Source organism: Streptomyces sp. NPDC111802 (assembly GCF_055634335.1).
Window position 1 is genome coordinate 16000 of record NZ_JBVKCZ010000010.1, and the last position, 25165, is coordinate 41164.

22 protein-coding genes and 1 pseudogene are annotated in these 25165 nt (G+C 68.7%); 22 read left to right on the forward strand and 1 reads right to left on the reverse strand.

The window, feature by feature from the left end; all coding sequences use genetic code 11:
* Positions 1-14 precede the first annotated feature (14 nt).
* From ACZ7NC_RS12900 to ACZ7NC_RS12995, 20 genes and pseudogenes are all read left to right on the forward strand, one after another.
* Positions 15-1265 (forward strand): DegT/DnrJ/EryC1/StrS family aminotransferase, encoded by a 1251-nt coding sequence (locus tag ACZ7NC_RS12900; protein ID WP_471487545.1) that lies wholly within the window; start codon positions 15-17, stop codon positions 1263-1265.
* Between the two features lie 32 nt (positions 1266-1297).
* Positions 1298-2134, forward strand: a complete 837-nt coding sequence (locus tag ACZ7NC_RS12905; protein WP_471487547.1) for a transketolase — start codon at positions 1298-1300, stop codon at positions 2132-2134.
* Entirely contained in the window at positions 2127-3056 is a 930-nt protein-coding gene (locus ACZ7NC_RS12910) for a transketolase family protein (RefSeq protein WP_471487549.1), read from the forward strand. Before ACZ7NC_RS12905 ends, ACZ7NC_RS12910 begins: the two co-directional genes overlap by 8 nt.
* Positions 3057-3075: 19 nt before the next feature.
* A complete protein-coding gene (locus ACZ7NC_RS12915) occupies positions 3076-3243 on the forward strand; it encodes a lysine biosynthesis protein LysW (protein ID WP_471487551.1) in 168 nt (55 codons plus the stop codon).
* Between the two features lie 17 nt (positions 3244-3260).
* Positions 3261-4121 carry an ATP-grasp domain-containing protein gene (locus tag ACZ7NC_RS12920; RefSeq protein WP_471487553.1) on the forward strand — a complete coding sequence of 287 codons (861 nt, stop codon included), beginning with the start codon at positions 3261-3263 and terminating at the stop codon, positions 4119-4121.
* Complete coding sequence (argC, locus tag ACZ7NC_RS12925) at positions 4118-5128, forward strand: N-acetyl-gamma-glutamyl-phosphate reductase (protein WP_471487555.1); 1011 nt, start codon at positions 4118-4120, stop codon at positions 5126-5128. The genes ACZ7NC_RS12920 and argC overlap by 4 nt, the downstream gene beginning before the upstream one ends.
* Positions 5129-5130: 2 nt before the next feature.
* Complete coding sequence (locus ACZ7NC_RS12930) at positions 5131-5955, forward strand: [LysW]-aminoadipate kinase (RefSeq protein ID WP_471487557.1); 825 nt, start codon at positions 5131-5133, stop codon at positions 5953-5955.
* Entirely contained in the window at positions 5952-7040 is a 1089-nt protein-coding gene (locus tag ACZ7NC_RS12935) for a M20/M25/M40 family metallo-hydrolase (RefSeq protein ID WP_471487559.1), read from the forward strand. The genes ACZ7NC_RS12930 and ACZ7NC_RS12935 overlap by 4 nt, the downstream gene beginning before the upstream one ends.
* Positions 7037-7771: a sulfotransferase-like domain-containing protein gene (locus ACZ7NC_RS12940; protein ID WP_471487561.1), complete on the forward strand. Its 735-nt coding sequence runs from the start codon at positions 7037-7039 to the stop codon at positions 7769-7771. Before ACZ7NC_RS12935 ends, ACZ7NC_RS12940 begins: the two co-directional genes overlap by 4 nt.
* Positions 7772-7826: 55 nt before the next feature.
* Positions 7827-9077, forward strand: a complete 1251-nt coding sequence (locus ACZ7NC_RS12945; RefSeq protein ID WP_471487563.1) for an MFS transporter — start codon at positions 7827-7829, stop codon at positions 9075-9077.
* Between the two features lie 34 nt (positions 9078-9111).
* Complete coding sequence (locus ACZ7NC_RS12950) at positions 9112-9468, forward strand: VOC family protein (RefSeq protein WP_471487564.1); 357 nt, start codon at positions 9112-9114, stop codon at positions 9466-9468.
* 60 nt (positions 9469-9528) lie between these two features.
* Positions 9529-9804, forward strand: coding sequence for a phosphopantetheine-binding protein (locus tag ACZ7NC_RS12955; protein ID WP_471487566.1), 276 nt, complete (start codon positions 9529-9531; stop codon positions 9802-9804).
* Complete coding sequence (locus ACZ7NC_RS12960; RefSeq protein WP_471487568.1) at positions 9801-11327, forward strand: amino acid adenylation domain-containing protein; 1527 nt, start codon at positions 9801-9803, stop codon at positions 11325-11327. The genes ACZ7NC_RS12955 and ACZ7NC_RS12960 overlap by 4 nt, the downstream gene beginning before the upstream one ends.
* The gene (locus ACZ7NC_RS12965) at positions 11327-12628 is read left to right on the forward strand and encodes a condensation domain-containing protein (RefSeq protein WP_471487570.1); all 1302 of its coding nucleotides are present in this window, start codon (positions 11327-11329) and stop codon (positions 12626-12628) included. Before ACZ7NC_RS12960 ends, ACZ7NC_RS12965 begins: the two co-directional genes overlap by 1 nt.
* A 152-nt stretch (positions 12629-12780) precedes the next feature.
* Entirely contained in the window at positions 12781-13332 is a 552-nt protein-coding gene (gene cysC, locus ACZ7NC_RS12970; RefSeq protein ID WP_471487877.1) for an adenylyl-sulfate kinase, read from the forward strand.
* Complete coding sequence (gene cysD / locus ACZ7NC_RS12975) at positions 13329-14261, forward strand: sulfate adenylyltransferase subunit CysD (RefSeq protein ID WP_471487572.1); 933 nt, start codon at positions 13329-13331, stop codon at positions 14259-14261. Before cysC ends, cysD begins: the two co-directional genes overlap by 4 nt.
* 2 nt (positions 14262-14263) lie before the next feature.
* Positions 14264-15598 carry a sulfate adenylyltransferase subunit 1 gene (locus tag ACZ7NC_RS12980; RefSeq protein WP_471487574.1) on the forward strand — a complete coding sequence of 445 codons (1335 nt, stop codon included), beginning with the start codon at positions 14264-14266 and terminating at the stop codon, positions 15596-15598.
* Positions 15599-15764: 166 nt separating this feature from the next.
* A pseudogene (locus ACZ7NC_RS12985) lies at positions 15765-16749 on the forward strand (hypothetical protein).
* A gap of 50 nt (positions 16750-16799) precedes the next feature.
* Positions 16800-18647 (forward strand): HSP90 family protein, encoded by a 1848-nt coding sequence (locus ACZ7NC_RS12990; protein WP_471487576.1) that lies wholly within the window; start codon positions 16800-16802, stop codon positions 18645-18647.
* A gap of 2 nt (positions 18648-18649) precedes the next feature.
* On the forward strand, positions 18650-21589 hold the full coding sequence (locus ACZ7NC_RS12995) for a hypothetical protein (RefSeq protein ID WP_471487578.1): 2940 nt from the start codon (positions 18650-18652) through the stop codon (positions 21587-21589).
* Between the two features lie 48 nt (positions 21590-21637).
* Here ACZ7NC_RS12995 and ACZ7NC_RS13000 read toward each other — a convergent pair whose 3' ends face one another.
* Entirely contained in the window at positions 21638-22687 is a 1050-nt protein-coding gene (locus ACZ7NC_RS13000; protein ID WP_471487580.1) for a mannose-binding protein, read from the reverse strand.
* A gap of 483 nt (positions 22688-23170) precedes the next feature.
* On the opposite strand from ACZ7NC_RS13000, the gene ACZ7NC_RS13005 reads away from it, so the two are divergent.
* Both ACZ7NC_RS13005 and ACZ7NC_RS13010 read left to right on the forward strand, forming a co-directional pair.
* Entirely contained in the window at positions 23171-23950 is a 780-nt protein-coding gene (locus ACZ7NC_RS13005) for a type VII secretion system-associated protein (RefSeq protein ID WP_471487582.1), read from the forward strand.
* On the forward strand, positions 23947-25134 hold the full coding sequence (locus ACZ7NC_RS13010; RefSeq protein ID WP_471487584.1) for a ricin-type beta-trefoil lectin domain protein: 1188 nt from the start codon (positions 23947-23949) through the stop codon (positions 25132-25134). Before ACZ7NC_RS13005 ends, ACZ7NC_RS13010 begins: the two co-directional genes overlap by 4 nt.
* Positions 25135-25165: the final 31 nt, after the last annotated feature.

Sequence of the window (25165 nt, forward strand, 5' to 3'; positions counted from 1 at the left end):
TGAATGGGGGGTCTGTGGGCGAGCTCGCTCTCATCGGGGGCGAGCCCGTGCTGGGGTCGTTGGCGCCGGTCGACTGGCCGAAGACGACAGATGCGGACCGGGCGGCGGTGCTCTCGGTGCTCGATTCGAATGTCTTCGTCTCCGACCGGACGAGCGGGCCGACTGCGGTCGAACGGTTGGAGAGATCCTGGGCCGAGTACCTGGGGGTGCGCCGCTGCGTCGGCGTGAGTAACGGAACCACCGCCATCGAGCTGGCACTTCTCGCGCACGGAGTGGGTCCCGGGGACGAAGTGGTGGTTCCCGCGCTGACCTTTGTCGCGACGGCGATGGCTGTGGTGCACGTCGGTGCGACGCCGGTGTACGCCGATGTCGATCCGTTCACGTTCACGATGTCCGCGGACAGCCTGGCCGCGGAGATCACGGAGCGGACCAAGGCCGTCATCCCGGTGCACCTGCACGGCCTCAGCGCCGACATGACCGCGATCAACGACATCGCGCGCCGGCACGGCTGTGCGGTGATCGAAGACGCCGCGCAGGCCCAAGGAGCCCGATATCAAGGCACTCTGTGCGGTGCGTTCGGCAACACGGCCACGTTCAGCCTGCAGATGACGAAGAATCTGCCCACATGCGGGGAAGGCGGCCTTGTCGTCACCGATGACGACAGCGTGGCCGACCGTATCGTGCAGCTGCGCCAGTTCGGGGAGACGATCCGTCCGGATCGCCCGCGGCGCTATGTGAGCCATCGGCTGGGCTTCAACGCGAAGCTGAACAACGTACAGGCGGCTTACACATCAAGCCAGTTGGAACGATTCGCCGACTACCATGCGGCCCGACGGACGAATGTCGCGGCATTCCTGTCACGGTTGCAGCATCTGGATGGCTTGACGTGTCCGTCAGAACCGGACGGATATGAGCACGCTTGGCATATCCTGCGGTTCGTCGTCGACTTCGACCGGCTCTTTCCCGGCATGGATTCGCAGACGGCGAGGAACGTGCTGATGCGGGCTCTGCGCGCCGAAGGACTGCCGGCGACCAGGTACCAGATGATGCCGATTCCCGAGCAGCCGGCGTTGCGGTCGATATGTCGGCAGGAGCGCGGTTCCTGGCCGGTCACCCAGGACGTCATCGAGCGAAGCTTCACCATCCAACAACGTCATCTGCCGCCTGACGCCGGTCCGTTGCTCCACAGTTTCGCCGATGTCGTCGAGAAGGTCTGGTCGCAGCTGAAGGTTCTCCAGGAACTCGCGGAAGGTGCGGGCCGCTGACCAGATCCGAGCACAAGCCGACGGTCGAGCAAATGGCCGTCCACGCACACCGCATCCGTGAGCACATCGTCGAGATGTGCTCGGGACCCGAGGGCGGCCACCTTGGTGGTTCGATGTCCGCTGTCGAGATCCTGGTGGCGTTGTTCTTTCACACGATGAACGTCGACCCCGACGATCCCGAGTGGAAGGAACGGGACATCTTCGTGCTGAGCAAGGGCCATTCGGCAATGGTTCTCTACGCAACACTGGCCGAGCGGAACTTCATCGAGCCCGAGGAGATCTGCACCTTCTGCCACCCGGGTAGCAGGCTGGCCACCCACGGCAATGTCGCCGTCCCCGGGGTCGAATTCGCGACCGGTTCGCTCGGCCACGGACTCGCTCTGGCGAACGGCACATCATGGGCGCAACGGCAGACCGGCGAGTCACCCGCGAACACATTCGTGTTGCTCGGCGACGGCGAGCTCCAGGAAGGGACGGTGTGGGAGGCGGCACAGGTGAGCCGGGCCCTGGACGCCGGGAATCTCGTGGCCGTGATCGACGCCAACGACTTCCAGCAGACGGGCGCCGTCCGCGACGTCAGCGACGGCGCACCGATCGACGAACGGTGGCGTGGCTTCGGCTGGCGCACCGTCGAGGTGAACGGGCACGACCTGGCGGCCCTCTGCTCGGTGCTCGACGAGGCGGCGCGAACGCAGGGGCCGACGGCAGTGGTCTGTCGAACGGTCAAGGCGCAAGGCGCGGGAGTCCTCGCGGGCCGGTCGGTCTCCCACTTCGTCCGTCTCGACGCCCAGAAGCGCAAGCGCGTCGAAGCCGGCCTGCGACGTGCGGCTCCGGTCGCAAGCGCGAAGGGAGAGTCCCATCATGCTTGAGGTCGGACCGGCGCGCGTCAGCACCCGCGCCGTATTCGCCGAGGCCTTACCGGAACTCGCGGTACGGCACAACGTGCTTGTCGTCGACACCGACACGGGAAGCATCAAGCCGACGGCAGAAATGGACTATCTCAACGTCGGTATCGCGGAGAACGCCGCCATCGGGCTCGCCGCCGGTGCCGAGCACTGTGGCCGACGCGCACTGGTGTGTACGTTCGCCGCCTTCTCGGTGAGTCGGGCGTTCGAGTTCATCAAGCTGGACATCGCCTATCCCCGGCGCCGGGTGTGCGTCGTCGGCACGCACGGAGGCGCGAGCGGAGGCTGGCTGGGGCCGACGCACCATGCCACCGAGGACCTCGCGCTGATGAACGCACTGCCGAACATGCGCGTGGTCGTCCCGGCTGACGCGAACCAGGCGGTGTCGTTGCTGGAGCAGTGCCTGGAGTACGACGGCCCGACGTACCTGCGACTGGGACGCAAGGCTTCGCCGGCGTTCGCGGGACTCCCCGAACCGGAGCTCGGCATCCCTCAGGAAGTGCGCGCCGGTCGTGACATCGCCCTGATCGCCACGGGACCCGAGATCCTGTCCGTGGCCCTGGACGTCGCCCACGGTCTCGCCGACGAGGGATACAGCGCGCAGGTGATCAACGTGCACACCGTCGATCCGGACGCGGCCGGCGCGGTCGGTCGGGCCATCGCTGAGGACTGCCGGTGGATGGTGACGCTGGAGGAGGCGTGGACCTCCGGCGGTATGGGCGCACAGGTCGCGTCGGCGGCCGGAGCCCGCGGCCTCCCATGGCTTCCGATCGGCGTCACCGGCTTCCTCCCGCCCGGCACTCATTCGTCCCTGCTGGAGGCAAGTGGACTCACCGCTGAATCGGTACTCCGCCGAGTGCTGAATTTCGTCACAAACCCGCAGTGATCGAGAAGGGACAGATGAGATGGACACAGAGTGCGTCAGCTGCGCCGGCACCTTGCAGATACCGGCGGACAGCTATCAGGGGGAGATCGTGAGCTGCCCGGGATGCTCGACGGAGCTGGAGATCCACTCCACCAACCCGCTGGAACTGGCGATAGCGCCCGAGCCTGAAGAGGATTGGGGTGAATGAACCGAGAAGGACGATCGATGCGTCTCGGGATTCTCCTGTCAACCGTTCGCTACGAGGAGCGCCGGCTTCTGGCCGAGTTGGAACGCCGCGATGTCCCCGCAGTCCGTTTGGACCCCCGCACGATGTCGTTCGCGCCGGAGGATGTCGAGCAGCTGCGGGGCATGGCGGTGCTCAACCGTGAGATCTCCAGTCAGCGTTCGGCGCTCACGGCGGAATCGCTCGAAGCGTTCGGTGCGTATCCGATGAACGACGCATCGGCGAGCCGGGTGTGCGGCAACAAGTGGTCCACCTATCTGCGGTTGAAGCAGTTCGGCGTTCCGACACCGACGACCATGCTGGCGCCCTCCCCGGAAACCGGAATGAAGGCGATCGAATCGATCGGCTATCCCGCCGTGGTCAAGCCGCTCAGTTCGTCATGGGGCAACAGGGTCAGTCTGATCACCGATCAGTACGCGGCCGACGCCGTCCTTGAGCACTGTGCCGCACTGCCGTCGGCGGTCACGAGGACAGTGATCGTCCAGGAGGCGATCCAGCCCGGTGCGCCGGACATGAGAGGAATCGTCGTCGATGGCGTCTGTCTGGGCGTCATCGTCCGCTCGAGCAGTGATTGGCGAAACAACGTGGCCAGGGGAGCGACGGTGGAGCAGCATCCGCCGAATGAGGAGATCTACCAACTGTGCGTCCGGGCAGCGGCTGCCGTGGGCGCACGGATCGCCGGTGTGGATCTGGTCGAGCGAGCCGACGGAGGCCACATGGTGCTCGAGGTGAACTCGCGGGTGGAATTCCAGGGATTCGAGAGCGCGACAGGAGTCGATGTTGCCGCGCAAATCGTCGATGCCTGTATGTCCGAGATGGTCGATGTGAAGGAACCGGTATGAAGCGCGTCGCGGTGGTGGGCGGCAGGGGTTTCGTGGGGGGCGAGCTGCTTCGCCTGCTTGTCCACCACCCCGAGGTCGAGGTCGCTGCCGTGACCTCGGACACCCAGGCCGGCCGTGCGGTGGAGAGCGCGCACCCACCGCTGCGCGGGAGCGGGCTTCGCTACAGCCGGCGCGCGGACCTGGAGCCGGCCGACCTCATCTTCCTCGCCGGCGTCCACGGTTCCACCACTGAGATCCTCGACGAGGTGGCCGCGCTCGCGCCGAAGATCGTCGATCTGACCGCCGACTTCCGCATCGAAGACGCCGCACTCATGGAGCGCTACTACGGCTGGAGGCGTGCGGGCGAGCACGCCAAGGCGTTCGTTCGCGGCCTGCCCGAACTGCACCGCAAGCAGATCGTCGACGCGAATCGGGTCGCCATCCCGGGCTGCATGGCCACCAGTGCGATTCTGAGCCTCGCGCCTCTCGCGACCCGAGGGCTCCTCAACGACGTACAGGTCGACGCACGTACCGGTAGCAGTGGCTCCGGAGCATCCAGCGGATCGGCCAACTCGCATGCGCTGCGCAGCGGGGTGATGCGGGTGTTCGCGCCGTTCGACCACCGTCACGAGGCCGAGGTGATCGAGGCGCTCGGTGTGGACACGTCCATGACGGTCACCGCGACGCCGCAGGTTCGCGGCGTCCAGACAGTGACGAAGGTGACCATCGGCGACGTGAGCGAGCGAGACCTCATCACCATGTATCGCGAGGACTACGGCTCGGAGCCGTTCGTCCGCTTGGTGAACAGCCCTCGCGGGACATACCGCTATCCGGATCCGAAGGTGATGCTCGGCTCCAATTACTGCGATGTCGGAATCGTCGCGGACAACCGTGGCAGGGCGCTCGTGATGGGAAGCCTCGACAATCTCATGAAGGGAGCCGCCGGTGGCGCGGTGCAGTGCATGAATCTCATGCTCGGTTTTCCGGAGACATCCGGGCTCACCTTCCCCGGCCTGCATCCGGTATGACCATGACGAGAATCGTGGTGAAGTGGGGCGGCAGCCTCCAGGAGAGCAGCACAGCGATCGCCGACGACATCGCCGCGCTGTGGCGTGACCACCACATCACCGTGGTGCACGGCGGGTCTCGGGACATCGACGACACCATCAGTGAACTCGGGCTGCCACGACGCACATTGCAGTCCCCGGACGGGATGGTGACGAGATACACGGACGAGAAGACCCTGAGCGCACTCATGATGGCGATGCGGGGGCGGACCCAGGCGCGGATCATCTCGGAACTGGGTTCTCGTGGTGTTGAGGCCGTAGGGCTGTCCGGTATGGACGGGGGCCTGATTCGCACCGAGCGCAAAGCGGCGATCCGCGCGGTCTTCGACGGCAGTGTCCGGGTGGTGCGCGACAACTTCGCCGGCCGCGTCGTCGGCGTGAACACGAGCATCCTGGACGCCGTTCACGCCTGCGACATGGTTCCTGTCGTGTGCCCTCCGGGCATGACTGCCGACGGCCAGGCGACCAATGTCGACGCGGACCGCATGGCCTGTGAGATCGCAGCCGCATGGCGGGCGGACCGGCTGCTTCTCTTCACGGACACACCGGGACTGCTCGCCGATCCCGCCGATCCCTCATCCACCATCACAAGGCTGAGCCGAGACGATGCAAAACAGTTGATGTCACATCTGAACGGGGGCATGCGGATGAAAGTCGCCGCTGCGACAGAGGCACTTGATAAAGGCGCGCAGACGGTACAGATTTGCGACGGTCGCGTGGACGCGCCCATCGCACAGGCCCTGCGCGGCAGCGGAACCCTCATCGGAAAGGGTTTTGGCTCGCCGTGACGATTCAACACATCAGCACCCAGAATGGTGAACTGACCGACAGCGTTGCTGTCGCCCTGCTTGCCGAGGCGGTGGCCATCCCGTCCGTCTCCGGCAGCGAGCGGCAACTGGCAGAGCGGCTGCGGGACATAGCGCTGGCATTCGGTGCGGAGAGCTACATTGACGATGTGGGCAACGCACATGTCCTGGTCGGGCACGGCGCCCATACGGTCATGTTGCTGAGCCATATGGACACTGTGCCGGGTCCGGTTCCTTTCAAGCGGACCGAGAGCCTCATCCGTGGCCGTGGCGCTGTCGATGCCAAGGGTCCCTTGACGGCGATGCTCGTCGCGGCGCTCACCAGTCGAGACCTCGGCATCCGCATCCACTGGGTGGGTGTCGTCGAGGAGGAGACGCTGTGGTCACGGGGCGCCGAGCATGTGCGCAAGACCGTGCCCATCCCTGACGCCGTGATAGTGGGAGAGCCCAGCGGCGCGTCGGCCGTGACCATTGGCTACAAGGGGATGGCCGAGTTCGAGGTGCGATGCAATGTTCCGCGGACGCACACCGCGACTCCCGGACTGAAGTCCAGCGAGGTCCTGATTCGGGCACTGGACAGGCTCCTGGGCGTCTATTCGACGCAGGGAAACGCGAACTTCAAAGACGTAGGCATGATCATCAGAGACGGTCGGTTCGAGCCGTTCTCGAGTTCGTGCTCGCTCGTGTTCCGAAACCCCCCAGGCGTCTCTTCCGAGGAACTGCTGCGACAGGTCTCGGTGATTCTCGGCGAGCACATCGAGGTGACGCTCGTGTACGACGTGCCGGCCGTCATGGTCCCGAGGAGCTCCGCGTGCGTGCGTGCGCTGTCCCGCGCCATCCTCCTCGAAGGGTTCCAGCCCAGTCACAAACTCAAGACGGGCACGAGCGACATGAACACCCTGAGCAGGAGCTGGGACGTGCCGATGGCGACCTACGGGCCCGGGGACGCCCATCAGGATCACACAGACAACGAGCACATCCTGATTCAGGAGTATCTCGACGGAGTCCGCATCCTGCGGACGGCCTTGCGTGAACTGGACACATCTATGCGGGGAGTGGCGTCATGACGGAGCAGCCGAGTCTGCTGGCGCTGTGGTGCGTACCACGGTCGCGTTCCACCGCATTCGAACGTGCCATGTATGAGCGCGGCGACTTCCTGGTGATACACGAGCCGTTCTCGCGGGTGTGCGACTTCGGGGAGGCCGAAGTCGCCGACCGCACGTGCACGAGCCAGGAGCAGGTCATGGCCACCCTGGTCGAACTGGCCGCCGACAGGCCCGTCTTCTTCAAGGACACGACCGACTTTCACATCGACCGACTCGGCGCGGACCCCGCCTTCCTGAAGCGGTGCCGGCACGCTGCGATGGTCCGCAATCCTCGTGACACCGTGCGCTCGCACCTCAGGATGCAGTCCGACGCCACCTCCCAGGCGATGGGATTTCGGCACCTGTGGGAAATCGTCTCCACGGTGACGTCCTCGGGCTACGCCATGCACCTGGTCGACGGAGACCGTTTGGTCGGTGACCCGGCGCCGGAGATGCAACGGTACTGCGAGGCCATGGGCATCGAGTTCATGGCCGAATCGCTCGCATTTCGCAGCAAGCCGCCGTCAAGTTGGGAAACGACCGGCCGATGGCACACCCGCGCAAGTGAGTCGAGTGCGCTGGGAGTCTCCCCGGCAGGGAAGGAGCGACTGTCGGACGAACTGGAGCAGACTGCCAACGCATTTGAGCGGGATCAGCTGCCGTACTACGAATTGATAATGAAAGCACTGGGCGAAGGCGACACCAGGTTGTGATGATTGCTGCACGAAACGAGCAAGGCGCACGGGCGGGTACGACAGAGGACCGGATATGACTTTGGGACGTAACTTCACCAAGCTGTGGTGGTCGCAGGGCCTGTCGAACCTCGGCGACGGCCTGGTGCTGGCCGCCGTGCCCCTCCTCGCCGTGACCATCACCCGTGACCCGCTGCTGGTCGCCGGGATGTCGGTGGCACAGTTCCTGCCCTGGCTGGTGTTCACGCTGCCGGCCGGAGCGCTGGCCGACCGCATCGACCGACGCCTCATCATGCTCTGGGGCAATATGATCCGCGCCGCCGGATTCGGGCTGCTGGTCGTGACGCTCGTGGCCGACCTGCGCAGCATCGTGATCCTCTACGTCGCCGTGTTCCTCGCCGGCACGGCCGAGACGCTGGTGGACAACGCGGCGTTGACGGTTCCGCCGCGCCTGGTTCAGCGCAGCGACCTGGAGCGGGCCAACGGGCGCCTGTTCGCGACTCAGTCGGCCATCAACAACTTCATCGGCCCCACCGCGGGTGCCGCTCTGTTCGCGATGTCAGCGGTAATGGTGTTCTCATCCACCGCGGGATTCTTCGCACTTGCCGCACTGGCCGCGATGACCCTGCCCAGGATGCTGCCCACCGCGAGCGATTCGAGCGGCGCCAAGCACACTCCGGGTGAGGTCGTGCGCAGCATCAGAGAAGGCTGGTCCTACTTCTGGAACCACCGACTGCTGCGACGAGTGGCTTTCATCTCCGGCTCGATCAACCTGTTCTCGGCTGCCACCGGCGGTCTGCTCGTGCTCCTGGCGACGGGGCCACTGGGCGTGTCCGACTCGTGGTACGGCGTCTTCATCGCGGTACCGGCGGTGGGAGCCATCGTCGGCTCGCTGATCGCCGCGCGAGTGGTCCCGGCCATTGGCGGGGGACCGGTCACCTGGCTCGCCGCCCTTTTGCCCGCGGCCAGTTACGTCGTGCTCGGCCTCAGTGGGAGCGTCATATTCGCCGAGATCTTCATGTTCGTCGCCGCGGTCGCCACTGCCTTGAACCAGATCGTGGTGAGCACACTTCGGCAGGCCGCCGTACCCGACGAACTGCTCGGCCGTGTCACTGCTGGATATCGCCTGATCGTGCTCGGCGCAGTGCCTGTCGGGGCATTGCTCGGTGGTGGATTGGGGCGCTGGGTGGGGACGGAGACCACCTTTGTCATATGCGGCATCGGGCTGACACTCGCCGCGTTCGTCTTCGCCTCACGGGTGACGACGCGGGCGCTGCGAGAAGCTGAGGAAGCCGTTCAGCCCACCACCACCGAACCGATCTCGTGACCCGGGCCGCAACCATTCCAGAAGGACGCAACTGATGACCCTTACGTTGTCGCACACGACCCTTGACGCGCGTGACCCCTACGCGCAGGCGCAGTGGTGGTGCGAGATGGCCGAGTTCACCCCGCACGAGGGCGTCCGACCCGGGTCGGACGAGTGCTACGTGATCACCAAGCACGGATACACGGTTCTCTTCATTCTTGTGCCCGACGACAAGACGGTGAAGAACCGCATGCATTTCTGCATGCGTCCTGAGGACCGCTCGCAGGACGAGGAAGTGGAACGCGCGATCGCGTTGGGTGCCACCGTCGTCACCGACTTCCGGGAGTCGAACGGGTGGGTGGTCATGGCCGATCCAGAGGGCAACGAGTTCTGCATTCTGTCCAAGAAATAGAGAACCTGTGGCCGGCCTCTTGAGCCAGGACAAGTCGAGCAGATGAGAACGGGAGACCGCGTGACCGAGAACCGTGACGTCGTGTGCAAAGTTGAGTACGAGAAGCCGGCTGACGAGCTGGAGGAACAGGTCGCCTCAATCATGGCAGAGGTGCTGAACGTTGACGTGGTCGGCCGGCGCGACAGCTTCTACGACCTCGGCGGAGCATCGCTTTCGGCCATTCGGATCTGTGCCCGCATCGAGCGCCTTCTCGGATTTCGCGTCGACCCCGCATGGCTGCTCGAACACGATGAGCTGGCCGATTTCGTCGATCAGATTCGGCTCGGTGCGGCGTGACCGAAGCGAAGAGCGTGCCGCCGTTGCGGAGTGTGCACGCCGCGGTGGCTCATCGCGCCGAAACCGCGCCTCACGACATCGCGCTGGTGCACGGTGACGAGCGCATCGACTACCAGACCCTCACCAAGGCGGCGACGGTACTGGCCGAGCGGCTCGTCGGATGGGGTGTACGGCCTGGTGACATCGTCCCCCTGCTGCTGCCGCGCGGTGCCCAACTGGTCGCGCTCCAGCTCGGCGTGCTGATGAGCGGGGCCGCCTACGCCACTCTCGACGCGCGCTGGCCCGCGAGCCGAATCGCGTCGATTCTGTCCCAGCTCGACCGCCCGGTCGTCGTCGGCGGACCCGGCAGCGAGCGGCTCGGCGCTACGCAGACAATTGCGCCGTCTCCCGTGTCCGAGATCGCGGAGACCGCGCTGACAGGCGGGTTCGAGCCGGTGCCCACCGGGTTGGACGACCGGGCCATGGTGTTCTTCACGTCGGGCAGCACGGGTGTCCCCAAGGGGGTGCTCACCCCGCACCGGGCCGTTACCCGGCTGTTCGGGCCGGGCGGGCTGGGCGGATTCGGACCGGGGCACGTCACCCCGCAGGTCGCGCCCGCGGCCTGGGACATGTACGGCTTCGAGCTCTGGGGACAGCTGACCACCGGCGGCACCTGCGTCGTGGTCGACGAGAGCCATCTGATGCCCAGTCGGCTGCGCGCCCTCATCGCCGACGAGGGCGTCGACACGGTCTGGCTGACGACGTCACTGTTCAACTTGATCGTTGATGAGGACCTGGGCGCCTTCGAGGGGGTGGAGGCGCTTTATGTGGGCGGCGAGAAGCAGTCTCCGCGACACGTCGAACTGTTCCTGAAGCACTTTCCCGACCTGCCGATATGGAACGGGTTCGGACCGGCCGAGAACTGCATGCTGACGACGGTGCACCGGATGACGCCGGCCGACTGCGCCGTGCCCACCGGCCTCCCGGTGGGCGTGCCGGTGCCCGGTACGACGGTGCTCCTTCTGCGTGACGACGGTTCGCCGGCACCGCGCGGCGAGCGCGGCGAAATCGTCGCGGTCGGACCCGGAGTGGCACTGGGATACCTCAACGACGAGACGCTGACGCGCGAGCGGTTCCCGGAACTGGAGATATCGGGCGAGAAGCGTCGCGTATACCGCACCGGTGATGTCGGACTGTTCGACGACAACGGCGTTCTCCACTACTACGGCCGCCGGGACCGGCAGATCAAGCTGAGCGGGAACCGGATCGAACTCGGTGATATCGAGGCCGCCGCATCGGCGGTCCCGGAGATCCGCACCTGCGCCGCCGTCGCCCGTACCGACGAGGGCGGCACGGTCGAACACATCGCGCTGGTCTACACCCTCGTCGAGGGCGGCGAGCTGTCTCCGAGGGAGGCACGCAAAAGGCTCTCCGCGCTGCTTCCGGCGTACGCCGTTCCCAGCAGGTTCGAGCAGGTGGACGATCTGCCGCGTCGCGACAACGGCAAGGTCGACCTGCAAGCTCTGGAGAGGCGCCGAGTCTGATGCACGAATTCCCGCAGACCCTTGAACAAGAAGCGATCTGGATCGCCGATCAGTTCATGGGACAACCCTCGCCGTTCGTCGAGGCGTGGGCACAGCGCATCGCGGGTCCACTCGACATTCCCGCACTGGAACGCGCCCTGACCTCGCTGGTGAAACGGCACGCCGTGTTCCGCACCGGTTTCATGCTGGGCGACACCGGCCCCGTCCAGCGCATCGACCCGGACGGCGTCGTGCCCCTGGAGCGGCTCCCGTGGCCCGGTGGGGACCTGCACGAAACACTGCGTCGGGCGGTTCAGCAACCACTCGACGTGACCGAGTCCCCGGCCCGGCTGACGCTGTACGACTACGCGCCCGACGAGTACGTGCTGCTGCTGAGGATCCACCATGTCGCCGTGGACGACGCCTCGTTCGCGCTGCTCGACCAGGAGCTCTCCGCGCTGTACACCGAGCAGGTCGGCGGTGAGCCGGCGAAGCTTCCCCCGACGGGACTGTCGCTCGGTGAACTTGCCGTCCGGCAACGGGCGACCGGGATCGCCCCGGAGGCCCTCGCGTTCTGGGCCGAGTACCTGGAGGGCGCGCCGTCGCTCACCCACCTGCCGCCCCGCCCTCGTCCGCTGGCCGAACGACGAGGATCCGACTGCGACTGCGTGCGCGGCACCATCTCCGCCGAGCTCGGCGACGCAGTCCGCGCGGCGGCCCGATCGCTGCGAACCACACCGAATGTGCTCATGAGCACCTGCATGGCGGTGACCGCCGCAGCGGTGAACGGTGAGGACATCGTCATCGGGGGTGCCGTGTCCCGCCGTGGTGAGCCGGATCTCGACGGCCTCTTCGGCTGTCTGACCGATCTCCTGCCGGTGCGGCTCCATGTCGCCGCCGAAGCCACGTTCGGCGAGGTCTGCACCGAGGCGAAACGCAGTTCCATGCGCGTTCTACGGCATCGCAACGTGCCCTACGCCATGCTCGCCGGACGCGTCACCCGTAAGCGGGGAGTGCTGTCCGGCGAGCACATGAGCCGCATCTGCCTGGTCCTCGACGACACTCCGAGCCGGCTGGACCTCCCGGACCTGCGCTGCGAGCGGATCCACGTAGGAGGCGCCTCGGCGAAGTTCGACTGGCTCCAGTACGTCGTCGCGGACGGCAAGGGCTGGGATGTGCGGGCCGACTACGCCACGGATTACTTCACCTCCGACGAAGCCGTGGCGATGCTGCGGCAGTGGCTGACCCTGCTGTCGATCGCGGCGGACGATCCCGATGTGCCGGTGCGCAAGCTGTTCGACAGGCTTGCCGGGATGGGATGAGCCACCACCTGGAGGCGGCGGCCGAGACGAGATGTCCGTTTCTCCACGCACACTGATCGTGTCGCCTCACAAGACCGGGACGTACGTAATCCGAGAGCTCACGCTTGAGTAGAGAGAGCGACACGCCGGTGAAAACGGAGCCGCGAGCCAGTCTGACGAGGCGCGAGTGCGGGTGCGGTGCGACGGTATGGATGACGGGCCTGCCCAGCTCGGGAAAGACGACGATAGCCAACGCTGTGGCTGAACGCCTTCGTGGCGAAGGGTGCAGGGTGGAGGTGCTCGACGGGGACGAGTTACGTGAAACCCTCTGCGCGGGGCTCGGCTTCAGTCGCGAAGACCGGTATACGAACGTGCAGCGCATCGGCCTGGTCGCGGAAGTACTGGCACGCAATGGCGTCCTGGTGCTGGTTCCCGCCATCGCCCCGTACGCGGACAGTCGACAGGCGGTGAGGGAGCGTCACCGGGCCTCTCGCACGCCCTATCTGGAAGTCCATGTCGCAACGCCTTCGAGCACCTGCTCCCAGCGTGATGTGAAGGGTCTGTACGCCAAGCAGGCCGCCGGCGAGATATCGGGCCTGACAGGCGTCGACGATCCGTACGAGGCCCCGGAGACACCGGACCTCCGCATACCCGCACATGAGCAGTCAGTTGGCGAGTCCGTGTCGTCTCTGCTGAGCCTGTTGGTTGAAAGGCGTCTGGTATGAGTTCCAGCCACATCGATGTCGTTGCCGATCACATATACGCGCTCAGCCACTTGGACGCGCTGGAGTCCGAGGCCGTCCACATCTTCCGCGAGGTCGCGGGGGAGTTCGAGCGGCCGGTGATCCTGTTCTCCGGCGGCAAGGACTCCATCGTCATGCTGCATCTGGCGCTGAAGGCGTTCGCCCCGGCGGCGATTCCCTTCTCGCTGCTGCATGTGGACACGGGACACAACTTCCCCGAGGTCATCGACTACCGCGACCGTGTGGTGGCCGCACATGGGCTCCGCCTCCATGTGGCCTCCGTACAGGACTACATCGACCGCGGTGTGTTGCGCGAACGTCCCGACGGGACCCGTAACCCGCTCCAGACACTGCCGCTGACCGAGAAGATCCAGAACGAGAAGTTCGACGCGGTCTTCGGCGGCGGACGCCGCGACGAGGAGAAGGCACGCGCCAAGGAACGCGTCTTCTCGCTACGCGACGAGTTCTCCCAGTGGGACCCGCGCCGCCAGCGACCCGAACTGTGGAACCTCTACAACGGCCGCCACGCACCGGGCGAACACGTCCGCGTCTTCCCGCTCAGCAACTGGACCGAACTGGACGTCTGGCAGTACATAGCGCGCGAACACATAGAACTGCCGGAGATCTACTTCGCCCACGAGCGTGAGGTGTTCAAGCGCAGCGGCATGTGGCTGACCGCCGGTGAGTGGGGCGGGCCGAAGGGCGGCGAGAGCGTCGAGAAGCGCCAGGTCCGCTATCGCACAGTAGGCGACATGTCCTGCACGGGCGCCGTCGACTCGGACGCCGTCACGCTGGAGCAGATCATCGCCGAGATCGCCGCGTCCCGGCTGACCGAGCGCGGCGCCACCCGCGCCGACGACAAGCTCTCCGAGGCCGCGATGGAAGACCGCAAGCGCGAGGGGTACTTCTAGACATGACCACCGTCAGCATCCGCACCGCCGAGGAACCGGCCGGGTTGTCGGCCACGACCCTGCTGCGGTTCGCCACCGCCGGCTCCGTCGACGACGGCAAGTCCACGCTGGTGGGCCGCCTGCTGCACGACTCCAAGTCGGTTCTTGCCGACCAGTTGGAGGCCGTGGAGCGCGCCTCGCGCTCGCGCGGCGACGAGGGCCCCGATCTCGCGCTGCTCACCGACGGTCTGCGTGCCGAGCGGGAGCAGGGCATCACGATCGACGTTGCGTACCGTTACTTCGCCACGCCCCGGCGCCGGTTCATCCTCGCCGACACCCCGGGCCATGTGCAGTACACCCGCAACATGGTCACCGGAGCCTCCACCGCCGAGCTGACGGTGATCCTGGTCGACGCCCGCAACGGCGTGGTCGAGCAGACCCGCAGACACGCCGCCATCGCCGCCCTGCTGCGCGTCCCGCACATCGTCCTCGCCATCAACAAGATGGACCTCGTCGGCTACGAGGAGACCGACTTCGCCAAGATCGCCGAGGAGTTCACCGCGTTCGCGAGCGCGGTGGGTGTCCCGGAGGTCACCGCGATCCCGATCTCGGCGCTCGCGGGTGACAACGTCGTGGAGCGGTCCGCGCACATGGACTGGTACGGCGGCCCCACCGTCCTGGAACACCTGGAGACGGTTCAGCTGAGCGACAACTCGGCGAGCGGGCCCTCTCGTTTTCCCGTGCAGATAGTCATCCGGCACGGCGGGGAGCGGTACTACGCGGGGCAACTGCTCACCGGCCGCCTGCGGGTCGGAGACACGGTGACCGTGCAGCCTTCCGGCCGCGTCACCACCATCACCTCGCTCGACGTCCTCGGGCAGTCGGCGGACGTCGTGTCAGCGGGCTCGTCTCTCAGCGTCCGGCTCTCCGACGAGATCGATGTCGGGCGTGGTGACATGCTCACCGTGGGACCGCGGCCTCCGAGGCTCACCAAAGACGTCGAGGCGACCGTCTGCCACGTCGCGGACACGCCGCTCACCGTCGGCCAGCGCGTACTGCTCAAGCACACCACGCGCACCGTCAAGGCGATCGTCGAGGAGATCCCGTCCCGGCTCACGCTCGACGACCTCTCCCAGCACCCCGACCCGGGGCAGCTCGTCGCCAACGACATCGGCCGCGTCAGGGTGCGCACCGCCGAGCCGCTCGCCCTCGACTCCTACGCCGACTCGCGGCGCACCGGATCGTTCCTCCTGATCGACCCGGCCGACGGCACCACGCTCGCGGCATGCATGGCGGGCGAATCGTTCGCAGGTGAGGTCGCCAAGTCCGGTGCCGACGACGAGGGGTGGGACTTCTAGAAACGCCGCAACGTCCTTGCCGGCCGACTCCAGAACCTGACCCCGGCCGGGAGAGGCCCGTCCCGCGACCGGCCCGTGAAGTGACGGTGAAAACCCTGTGGAAGCGGTGTCAGTGCGGCCGTTTATGCTGCACCGAAGATCACGCGGGACCAGGGGAGGGCGCGGCATGTTCGGCAAGCTGTTCGGTAGGGGTGCGGAGAGACCGGCGGTGGATCCGCATGCCCTTCCCGTCCCGCGCAGGCAGAGGAACGGGACGTACACCCTGCGCGCTCGGGGACACGCGGGTGCTCGCGCTGGTCGAGGCAGCCGACGCCGGTGACTGGGAGGCGGTCAAGGCGGCGCTCGCCCCCTTCGATCTCGGCCGCGACCACCAGGTCCTGGGTGAGCTGGCCGACCTGGACGGTGTGCAGGACTGGATCGGCCGGGCCGTCGAGGAGGACAAGGAGCACCGGGCGACAGCCCTGCTGATCTCCGGGACACGCCACATCAGCTGGGGCTGGGAGGCCCGCACCGCCGCGCGTGCCGTCGACGTCACGCAGGAGCAGTGGCGGGTCTTCCATGAGCGGCTCCACATCGCCGAGGAGCAGCTGCTCGAGGCCGCCGAGTTGCAGCCGGAATGGATCACGCCGTGGCGTCGCCTCCTGACCTCCGGTCGCGGCATGTCACTGGGGTCCGCCGTCAACGAGACCCGGCTCGACGCTGCCCTGCGCCGCGACCCCCTGGACCTGGAGACACACATCGAGTGGGTGTCGCAACTGCAGCCCCGCTGGGGCGGCGAGCCCGGCCAGGCTTTGGCGTTCGCCCGTGAGGCGTTCGCCGATGCGCCCGAGGGCCACCGTCTCGGCTGTGTGGTCGCCATGGCCCATATCGAGGAGTGGGTCGAGTCGGACCGCAAGGACTCTCTCGACACACCCCATATCCAGGAGGAGTTGAGGGATGCGGCCAGGCGCAGCATCCTCCACCCCGCCTACGAGCGACGTCCGGGCTGGCAGGAGGACTTCAACATCTTCGCCATGCCCCTGGCGCTGTCCTCCGAGAGCATCGTGGCACCGCGCGTCTTCCACGAGCTCGACGGCGCCTACACCCCGTGGCCCTGGGAGTACATGGCGCGTCCGGAGAAGACGTACGCCCACTTCCGGCGTCGCGCCTGAGTCCGCCACCTCACCTGCCTCTCGTCGATCACCTCACCCCGGACTGCCCGATGACTCTGCCCGACACCCCCTTGAGCCCGGCCGGCGCCGACCGCACCTTCCAGGTGGACCTGCGCGGCCTCGTCGATCTCCTCTCCCACCACCTCTACTCGAGCCCTCGCGTCTACCTGCGTGAACTGATGCAGAACGCGGTGGACGCCCTGACCGCGCGGCACGGCCTCGCATCCGCCGCACCCGCCGACGCCTTCGGCATCCGTCTGTACGCCGACGGTTCGGTCGTACGCGTCGAGGACGACGGCGTCGGTCTCACCGAGGCCGACGTGCACGCCTTCCTCGCCACGATCGGCCGCAGCAGCAAGCGCGCCGAGGGAATCGCCGAGCAACGCGGCGACTTCATCGGCCAGTTCGGCATCGGCCTGCTCTCCTGCTTTCTGGTCGCGGACGAGATCCACGTCCTGAGCCGCTCCGCCCGCACCTCCGACGCCCCTGCCGTGGAATGGCGGGGACGCGGCGACGGCAGCTACACCGTCCACACCCTGCCCGCCTCCGCCCGCCCCCGGCCCGGCACCACGGTCACCCTGACGCCGCGCGCCGACGCGGGCGAGTGGACCCGCCCGGCGCAAGTGCACGCGCTGGCCCGCCACTTCGGCTCCCTGCTCCGCCACCCGGTGACCTTCGACGACGGCACGGGCGGCCCCGGCGCGTCCATCAACCCCGGGCCCGCACCCTGGGCTCGTGCGTACCCCACGCCGGGAGCCCGTTCCCGTGCGCTGGCCGCGTACGGCGAGGAGGTCTTCGGGTTCACGCCGCTGGACACCATCGAACTGGACCTGCCCGCCGTAGGTCTGAAGGGCATCGCGTGTGTGCTGCCCGAGGCGGTGCCGGCCGGGCGCCGCCACGGCCACCGCGTGCACGTCAAGGGCATGCTGCTGTCCGAGCAGGCCGAGGAGATCCTGCCCGACTGGGCGTTCTTCGTCCGCTGCGTCGTCGACGCCGAGAGCCTGCGCCCGACGGCGTCCCGTGAGTCCCTGTACGAGGACGACACCCTCGCCGCCGTCCGCGACGCCCTCGCCGAGCGGCTGCGCGCGTGGATCGCCCGGGCCGCCGCCAGCGACCCGGACCTGCTGGGCCGCTTCCTCCAGGCCCACCACCTGGCCGTGAAGTCGCTCGCGGTGCACGACGACGAGATCCTGCGGTTGCTGCTGCCCTGGCTGCCGTTCGAGACCACCGACGGGCACACCACCCTCGACGAGTTCGCGCGCACCCACCGCACCGTGCTCGTGACGTCCAGCGTGGAGGAGTTCCGGCAGGTCGCCGCGATCGCCTCGGCCGCGGGGCTCGGCGTCGTCAACGGCGGCTACACCTACGACCGTGAACTGGTACACCGGCTGCCCGAGATCAGGCCCGAGGCCACCGTCGCCGACCTCGACCCGGCGACCCTCACCGCGCACCTCGACCCCGTCGACCGGGAGACGGAACTGGCCGCCGCGGCCTACCTCGCCCAGGCCCGTGACGCCCTCGCCGTCTTCGACTGCGACGTCGCGCTGCGCACCTTCCAGCCGGCGTCCGCCCCCGCCCTGCTCGTCGACAGCCGAGAGGCCCGGCACGAGCGCACCCGCTCCCAGCTCGCCCGCGAGCAGGACGGCGGCCTGTGGGGCGACATCCTCGGCGCCCTGCGCCAGGAGGCACCGCGCGCCCAGCTGATCCTCAACCAGCTCAACCCGCTGGTCCGCACCGCCGTCACCATCGACGAGCCCGAGCTGGCCCGCACCAGCGCCGAAGCCCTCTACGGACAGGCCGCGATGCTGTCCCGGCGCCCGCTCAGGCCCGCCGAGTCGAGCCTGATCAACCGCTCCTTCCTCGACCTTCTCGCCCACGCCCTCCGCAAGGACAGCTGACGATGCCCACCGCACCCCATCCCCAGAGCACGGACGAGCTGTACCAGGCGCTCCAGGAGAACGACCGGCGCCCCTACGGCCGCACCCGCACCGTCACCGCCGAGGAACTCGTCGACGCCGCCGAACAGTTCGCGGAGCCTCTCCCGCTCGTCCACGCGCTTCTCGAACTGCAGGAGGCGTACACCTACGGCTCCGAACCCCGGAAGTCGCCCGTCGTCTTCGCCCGTCTGCTCACCCTCTTCGACGAGCAGCCCGACGTCTTCGACGACCGCCTGCGCCACATGCTGTTCTGGCGTTTCAAGTGGGTGGGCCACGCCCTGCGCCAGCTGCCCGAGATACCGCTGGCCAGCCTGCGCCAGTGGCTGACGGAGATGCGCGACCGGTACGAGAAGGCCGATCTCGGCCTCCAGCCCTACTACGGACAGGCGTACCAACTCGCCGCCCACGTAGGCGAGGACACCACCCTCGCCTACGAACTGTGGGCGGGCCGTACCCGCACCCGGCTCAGCGACTGCGAGGCCTGCGAGATCTGCGAGCGCGCCCTGTACCACCTCGCGGCGGGCGACGACGAGCGGGCGCTGCGCGCCTGGGAGCCCGTCCTGGCCGGAAAGGAATCCTGCCAGGAGGAGCCGGCCCGCTCCGTCTCGTACGCGCTGTTGCCCCTGCTGCGCACCGGCCGCACCGACCAGGCCCGCGAACTGCACCTCACCGGCTACCGCGGCTGCCGCCGCAACCCCTCGATGTCCCAGGAGGTCGGCCGGCACCTGGAGTTCTGCGCGCTGACCGGCAACGAGGCACGCGGACTGGAACTGCTCGCCGAGAACCGAACCCTGTTCGACGAGGTCGACTCGCCGCTGGACCAGCTCAGCTTCCTCACCGGCGTGGAGGTCCTCCTCCAGCGCGTCGAGCTTCTCGGTCACGGCGAACTGCCCGCCGCCGGGTACGCGGGCCGTACCTGGACGGTGGCCGGCCTCCGCGCCGAGGTGCGCGGTCGCGCCGACGACCTGGCCGCCCGTTTCGACGCCCGCAACGGAACCACGGCCCACACCGACCGCCGCAGGGCCCGCCTCGAGCGTGCCCCGCTCCTGGACGCACTGGAACTGACCCTGCGTGCCCGCAGCCTCGACGACGTGGCCCCGGCCGCCCCGGTCGCCGCGCCCGCCGCCCCTGCGGTCGCCGCCGTCCCCGACTCGTTGCCCGAACTCATCCTCCACGCAAGGACCTTGGAGGAGCGGGGACACCCGGACGCACAGGCCTGCTGGGCCCGGCTGCGCACGCTCGTCGCCGCCCGCGACTACACCCACCCCGACGACCCGGCGGTGGGCCCGGTCGTACAGCTGCGCGCGGACCTGCTCGCCGACGAGGCGAATCGGGCGGGAGAGAAGGACGACTTCGCCGAAGCCGCCGACCTCCACGAGGAGGCCGCGGCCCTGTACGACGCCGCCGGACTGCCGGGCCACGCGGTGCTCGCCCGCGCCTGCGCCCTGCTCGCCACCGCCGAGATCCCCGCAACGGGCGCGGACGGAACCGAGGCGAAGGCCGCCGCGCTGACCGACGTCCACGCGTCCATCGTCCGCCTGCACCAGGAGACGCCCGGCCTGGCTCCCTACCTGGAGGCCCGCCTGCTGCGGCTGCGGGCGACCGCGCTCGCACTCCGCCTGCAGACCTCACGCAGCGAGGAGCACGTCGCGCCGGTCTTCGCCGAGGTGGACGAGGTGCACACGTTCGCCACCCGGCATGACATCGCCGGTCAGATCTCCGGCGCCCTGCTGCTGCGGGTCAGCACACACGCCATCTCCGGCGACCTGCCCGCGGCGGTCACCGAGATCGACGCTCTCCTCGACCGGTTGAAGGCGCACGGCCCGGCCTGGCACCTGCCCCGCACTCTCGGGCTGCGAGGCCGGCTCCAGCTCGGCCTCCGCGACGCGCAGGCCGCCCACGCGGACCTGACCGAGGGCCTGCGCCTGGCCGCCGACTGGCCGGCCGACGCGATCGACACCAGCCGCCTCCACGGTGATCTGGCCGAGGCCTGTATGCACCTCGGCCGCCCCGACGAGGCGCTGCGGCACCTGACCCGCTCGGCGGAAGCAGACCTTCGCCGGGGCAGCCGGACTGACGCGTTCTGCGCGTACGGCAACGCCGCTCAACTCAGCCTCGACCTGGGCCGCGTCGAGGACTGCATCGCTCTGCTCGACTCCCTCCTGGCCGAACCCGACGTCGCCGCCGGAGAGTTGGACGACCGGCTCGCCGCTCAGCTGCGCCTGACCCGCGCCCGTGCGCTGCACCAGGGGGAGGACCTCAAGGCGGCCACGGCGGAGTTCGTCGCCCTGGCCGCCGAGTCGGCCGGCTGGGACGACGATCCGGGGAGCCACGCCATGATCGCCGCGGAGACGGCCGTACTCCTCGGCGAGGCCGGCGAGTTCGGCCGCGCCCGCGAAGCCGCGGACCAGGCACTCGCCGCCCACGCCCGGGCCCCGCGCTACGAGCAGCTCAGCAACTGCCTGCGCGAACTCGCCCGTCTCCAGGCCCAGCGGCAGGGCGCCGACGGCCTGGCCGACGCCCGCGGCTTCCTCACCGACGCCGGCCGGATCGCCGACGAGGCCCGGGCCGCCAAATACGAGGCCCACGGCCGCTCCCTGGACACCGCCCTGGCCTACGAACACGGACGGGTCAACGCCTACGCCGGCGAGTACGAGGACGCCCTGGCCGCCCTGGAGAAGGCCCTCTCCCTGCTCGGCGAGCCGGGGCCGGAGGACGACCGCGTCGGCGAGTGGGCCGACTGCGTCCGCCTCGCGGGTGCCGTGGAGGGCATCTACCTGGAACGCGTCGCCCCCGCGCTCACCCGCCTCGACACGGCGGTCTCCCGCCTGACCGCCTCGGGCCACACCGAGGAGACCGAGTCGCTGATCTCCCTGGCGGCCCAGCTGCGTGACGAGAAGTGACATGACGGTGCCGGGGCGACCGCCCCGGCACCGGGGCCATCTCGAGTGTCAGGTCGACCAGACCACCCCGCCGTTGTGCACGATGACCACCTTGGCGTCGGACCGCAGGACGAGCTGGGCGCCCTCGTGGCCGTGGGTCTGGGAGGCCCAGATGGGGCGGTCGTCGGCGTTGTGGATGACGAGGTTGCCGTCCGTCTGGAAGATCGCCCGGTGGTTCGGGCCGAATGTCATGGACGCCCAGATGGGGTTGCCCTGCTCGTTGTAGACGACGAGGTTGCCGTCGGTCTGCATGACCATCCGGATGCGGTTGGTTGTCCAGGCCTGGTTGACCTCCAGGACGCTGGTCGCGTAGACGGTCTCGGTGCTCCAGTCGGGCTTGGGGCTCGCCTTGGGCTCGGGCCTGGGCTTCGTTTTGGGCTTGGTCCCGGGTGTGCTGCTCGGGCTGGACTGCGGGGCGGGCGCGGCGGGCTCGGGGGCGCTGACCTTCGGCGGCTCGCTCTTCTTCGGCTTCGCCTTCTTCGGGGACGGGCTGGGCTTCTCGGCCACGTAGTCGCCAAGGCCGGCCGGGGCCGAGCTCGGGTTCAGAACGGTGTCGGAGCCCTCCGCGGCCAGCCCCTTGCCGGAGTCGCCGGGCCCGTCGTCCTTCGCACTGCCGGCCAGGAGCAGCGGGATGGCGATCAGCGCGGCGCCGGCGATCGCTGCCCCCGCCAGGATCGGCTTGCGGGGGCGTCCGCTGCCGACGCCGGTTTCGGTCCTGGCACTCGGCGGTGTCGTTCCGACGGCCGCCGCCACGGCGGCGCGTTGCTCGGGTGCCTCAGTGGTCCCGGTAGTTGCCGCTGGGGATGAGGCCGGGGTGGCGGCGGTATCCATGGCCCTGGTTGCGCCGGACACCGCCCCTGTGCTGCCGGGCTGCGTCCCACTGGCCCCGGATTCCGTCCCGGATTCGGTCCCGGTGGTCTCGGACTCCGCCTCGGGGGCAGGGGCCCGGCCGGGCGCCGCCACGTCCGGTGTGGAGGGCGCGGGCGGTGACGCGGCCTCACCTGCGCGGACGGCGGCCGCCTCCGTGTTCGCGCCGGGGGTGTGGTGCTCGGGGGGCATGCGGTACTCCTCCTCGGTGGCGGAGCTGTCAGTGGTGGGCGGGGCCCGCCCAGTGACGGCTGGACGAACACCGGGCGGCCCGGCGGGCGTTGGTCGAGTGCCGTGCCGAGGTGGGCCGGTTCGGCGCGGTCCCGTTCGTCGAGGCGAGCATGACCCGCCGCGGTGAAGGGCGCAGGCCGATCCGACGCCATTCCGAGCCGCGAGATCTTGCCGTACGGGCCAACTTAGCCCGTACCGGGGAAGATCAGCCGTCCTACCCCCTCAACTCTCCCGTCACTTTGTCCGCTCACGCCTCGCTGCTCCCGGAAAGTCCCGCACCCGGGCAGCAAACGGGCACGTAGGGCACCCGATTCGGACCCTGCCCGCCCCGCAACGGGCGGGGCTCGTGTGGCATCCTGGGGGCTCCCCGATCTGATCTTCGTCGGCGGGTGCACACGCCGACGGCACCCAAGTGTTCGTACTGACCCAAGAGTTCAGGTGGAGATGCGGCCCGGACAACGGCAAGAGGGCGGGCATGACGTCCCGTCCGCGGTGCCCGACGGCTCCGGCCCGGCCGCCGCCGAGTCACCCGGCGCGGATGACGCCCCGGCGTCACCCGGCGCGGATGACGCCGGGGCCACCGACACTCCCGCGATACCCGAGGCCGTACGGGCCGCCGCTCGCCGGGCGCCCGGTCACTGGATCGGCGTGGTGGACGCGGAGTGGACGCAGGACCGAACGCCGCCGGAATGGGCGGTGTTGGGGGAGTGGCAGTCGGACGAGAGCGGGGATGTGGGGGAGTATCGCCCCAACCCGGCGTACCGGCCGTCGGCTCGGGTGCTCGGCTGGCCGGAGCCCACCGACCCGGTCGACGCCGCGGCGCAGCGGGCCGCCACCGGCTACGGCTCGGTGGACGAGGCGCTCGCGGCGCTCGCGGAAGCGGAGATCACGGTGGTGCGCGGACCGGACGGCGGCCCGCTCACGGCCGCAGGGCTGGACGGGGCGCCAGTGGTGCTGTCGTTCACCTCACCGGCGCATGAATTCATGTCCGAGGCACTTCGGCATGACACGGTTCCGGCACGGGAGTTGGCCCGTTCACTGAGCGGTTCGGGGACCCTGCTGATGGTCAACGCCGGTGCCGCGGCCCCCCTGCTCGTCCCGGCGGACACGCTCCTCGATCCCCTTGTCGAGCCGGAAGCCGAGCGGGCGGTCGCGGCCCCCTCCGAGTACCGGACCGAGAGCTCTTCTGAACCCTGGCCCCACACCACACGGAGGACCCCGTGACGCGTCCGGTCCAGCACACCCCCACCACCGCGAGGGCGGAGTCCGGTTCCGCCGCCGCCGAGCCTCAGCCCGAGGTCGAGGTCGAGGTCGAGGTCGAGCCCACCAGGGCGAAGGCTGAGGCGGAGGCCGAGGAAACGACCGTTGAGGTCGAAGAAGCGGCCGCCACCGCCCAAGGGGCCGCGGAGCCCGGCCGGACCGCCGAGCCCGAAGCCGGAACCGGTCCCGAAAGCGGCGCGGCCCCCGGCGGCCGGCCCGAGACCGAAGCAGAGTCCGAGTCCGATCCCGGTGCTGCCGCCGCAGCGAAGAGCCGGCTGCCCGCCCTCGTGCGGACCATGACCGCGACCGCCATCGACCGGCCCGGGCGGCAGACCACTCACGTGGGGAGGCCGGGCAGGGCGGTGCTGGCCGGGGCGGCGGTCGCCGGGGCGTTGCTCGTGTCGGTGCCTTTCCTGGTACTCACCGGGGACGACGACAAGGACCCCAAAGCGGCGCCGGCGGGAGGAACCGTGCTCGGTGGGGGTTCGCCGGAGGCGCCGGGCGACTTCGTGGTGACCCAACCGGACAACGGTGCTTCCGACGACGGCGAGAAGAGTTCCGCCAAGCCCGCCAAGCCGGTGCGAGAAACCCCCGCCGGCACCGCGGCGCGGGGCTCGGGCAAGGAAACGCCGAAGCAGGACACCGGTCAGAAGGACCAGCCCAAGGCGGGCGCCGGTCAGCAGGACCAGCCTGAGAAGTCGAACGGCGACAAGGCGTCCGGCGGCGACGACCAGCCCGCGAACTCCGGTTCGGGCGTGACGTTCAGTGCCCCCGTCTCCCTGCGCAGCCATCTCTCCGGCCGCTGTATCGACGTACCGAACGCCGAATTCGGCGACGGCAAGAAGCTGTTCGTGTGGGACTGCAACAACGGCGTGGCGCAGAAGTGGCAGTTCGCCTCCGACGGCACCATCCGCATCAAGGGCCTGTGCCTGGACGTGGCCAACGCGAACTACAACGACGGCACCCCCATCCAGATCGCCTGGTGCAGTGGCAACGCCGCCCAGAAGTTCGTCCTCAACGAGCGTCACGACCTGGTCAACACCGTCGTCGGCAAGTGCGTCGACATCAAGGACAACAACACGGGCAACGGGGCCTGGCTGCAACTGTGGACCTGCGCCGGCACCGACAACCAGAAATGGAGCGTCTGACCGCCCGCCAGACGCCTTCAGGCCGAGAGTG

Coding starts and splice junctions, on each gene's coding strand:
- ACZ7NC_RS12905 (WP_471487547.1), top strand. CDS start 1,298: ATGGCCGTCCACGCACACCGCATCCGTGAGCACATCGTCGAGATGTGC.
- ACZ7NC_RS12910 (WP_471487549.1), top strand. CDS start 2,127: ATGCTTGAGGTCGGACCGGCGCGCGTCAGCACCCGCGCCGTATTCGCC.
- ACZ7NC_RS12915 (WP_471487551.1), top strand. CDS start 3,076: ATGGACACAGAGTGCGTCAGCTGCGCCGGCACCTTGCAGATACCGGCG.
- ACZ7NC_RS12920 (WP_471487553.1), top strand. CDS start 3,261: ATGCGTCTCGGGATTCTCCTGTCAACCGTTCGCTACGAGGAGCGCCGG.
- argC (WP_471487555.1), top strand. CDS start 4,118: ATGAAGCGCGTCGCGGTGGTGGGCGGCAGGGGTTTCGTGGGGGGCGAG.
- ACZ7NC_RS12930 (WP_471487557.1), top strand. CDS start 5,131: ATGACGAGAATCGTGGTGAAGTGGGGCGGCAGCCTCCAGGAGAGCAGC.
- ACZ7NC_RS12940 (WP_471487561.1), top strand. CDS start 7,037: ATGACGGAGCAGCCGAGTCTGCTGGCGCTGTGGTGCGTACCACGGTCG.
- ACZ7NC_RS12945 (WP_471487563.1), top strand. CDS start 7,827: ATGACTTTGGGACGTAACTTCACCAAGCTGTGGTGGTCGCAGGGCCTG.
- ACZ7NC_RS12950 (WP_471487564.1), top strand. CDS start 9,112: ATGACCCTTACGTTGTCGCACACGACCCTTGACGCGCGTGACCCCTAC.
- ACZ7NC_RS12965 (WP_471487570.1), top strand. CDS start 11,327: ATGCACGAATTCCCGCAGACCCTTGAACAAGAAGCGATCTGGATCGCC.
- cysD (WP_471487572.1), top strand. CDS start 13,329: ATGAGTTCCAGCCACATCGATGTCGTTGCCGATCACATATACGCGCTC.
- ACZ7NC_RS12980 (WP_471487574.1), top strand. CDS start 14,264: ATGACCACCGTCAGCATCCGCACCGCCGAGGAACCGGCCGGGTTGTCG.
- ACZ7NC_RS12990 (WP_471487576.1), top strand. CDS start 16,800: ATGACTCTGCCCGACACCCCCTTGAGCCCGGCCGGCGCCGACCGCACC.
- ACZ7NC_RS12995 (WP_471487578.1), top strand. CDS start 18,650: ATGCCCACCGCACCCCATCCCCAGAGCACGGACGAGCTGTACCAGGCG.
- ACZ7NC_RS13000 (WP_471487580.1), bottom strand. CDS start 22,687: ATGCCCCCCGAGCACCACACCCCCGGCGCGAACACGGAGGCGGCCGCC.
- ACZ7NC_RS13005 (WP_471487582.1), top strand. CDS start 23,171: ATGCGGCCCGGACAACGGCAAGAGGGCGGGCATGACGTCCCGTCCGCG.